Source organism: Terriglobus sp. YAF25, assembly GCF_052113305.1.
Taxonomy (GTDB): Bacteria; Acidobacteriota; Terriglobia; order Terriglobales; family Acidobacteriaceae; genus Terriglobus.
In genome coordinates this window covers 1-1,439 of record NZ_JBFRCY010000940.1, presented here as the reverse complement: position 1 = coordinate 1,439, position 1,439 = coordinate 1, and the positions used below count along the sequence as shown (strand labels likewise).

2 protein-coding genes are annotated in these 1,439 nt (G+C 57.9%); both read left to right on the top strand.

Going from position 1 to position 1,439, the window contains the following annotated elements; translation table 11 throughout:
• A partial coding sequence (locus AB4043_RS25420) for a dicarboxylate/amino acid:cation symporter (RefSeq protein WP_442308510.1) occupies nt 1-665 on the top strand: 665 nt, incomplete at its 5' end.
• Nucleotides 666-697: 32 nt separating this feature from the next.
• A partial coding sequence (locus AB4043_RS25415; RefSeq protein ID WP_442308509.1) for a 1-deoxy-D-xylulose-5-phosphate synthase N-terminal domain-containing protein occupies nt 698-1,439 on the top strand: 742 nt, incomplete at its 3' end.

Sequence of the window (1,439 nt, the reverse complement as noted above, 5' to 3'; positions counted from 1 at the left end):
GTATCGTGATGTATCTGGCCCCGGTGGCCGTGGGCGCCGCGATGGCCTACACGGTCGGACATATGGGAGCCAGTGTCCTTCTGCCGCTGGGCAAGCTGCTGCTTACGCTGTACATCTCGCTGGTCGCGTTTATTCTGCTGATCCTGCTGCCGATTGCCTTGTGGGCAAAGATTCCGTTGCGCCGGTTTGTGGAGTTTGTTGCAGAACCTGCGACCATCGCCTTTGCGACCGCAACCTCGGAGGCAGCCTTGCCGACGGCCATGGAAAACATGGAGCAGTTCGGTATCCCTCGCCGTGTGGTTGCCTTTGTGATTCCARCAGGATACAGCTTCAACCTTGACGGTTCTGCTCTCTACCTGGCGATGGCTTCGCTGTTTGTGGCGCAGTCGGCGAATATCCACATGGGCTGGGGCGAACAGGCGATGATGCTGGCGATGCTGGTTCTCACCAGCAAAGGCATAGCCGGTGTGCCGCGTGCCGTTCTGGTGGTGCTGATGGCAACTGCCACCACGTTCAATCTGCCTCTGGAACCCATGCTGGTGCTGCTTGGGGTAGATGCGGTGATGGATATGGGGCGCACTTCCCTGAATGTTATAGGGAACTGCCTGGCGTGTGCCGTAATTGCACGCTGGGAGGGGGAACTACCGGCGTATACTGAAGAGTAACCCCGGCGGCCTATTGCCGTCGAACCATAATAATGAGCCTGCTTCAACAGATACATTCGCCCGCGGACGTCAAAAAGCTTTCTATCTCCGAACTCTCTCAACTGGCAGAAGAGATCCGCGAACGGCTTATTGTTGGTGTCTCCAGGACCGGTGGTCATATCGGTCCGAACCTCGGTGTGGTGGAACTCACCATCGCCATGCACTATGTCTTTGACACGCCACGCGACAGCTTTGTCTTCGATGTATCGCACCAGGCCTATGTCCATAAGTTATTGACCGGCCGCGCCGATCGCTTCGATACCATCCGCCAGCCGGATGGCCTGAACGGCTTCATGCTGCGCACGGAAAGCGAGCATGACAGCTTCGGCGCTGGGCATGCAGGCACGGCGCTCTCGGCTGCGCTGGGCATGGCTGTGGCGCGCGATATGAATGGTGGCGACGAGCACATTATTGCTCTGGCCGGAGATGCCGCCTTCACCAATGGCATCACCATGGAGGCGCTGAACAATATCGCCTCATCGACCAAACGCCTGATCGTGGTGCTGAACGATAATGCCTGGTCGATCGATCGCAATGTGGGCGCGATCGCCTCGTATTTCCACAAGATTGTCACCAACCCGACCTTCGTCACCTGGCACGATCGCGCGGTGGATCTGATTGAGCGCATCGGTGGTAAAGCGGCAAAGCACGTGGCACAGAAGGCCGAGGGCGCGGCGAAAGGTCTTATCGGTCCGGGCATGCTCTTTGAAGAGTTTGGTCTGAACTACTTTGGAC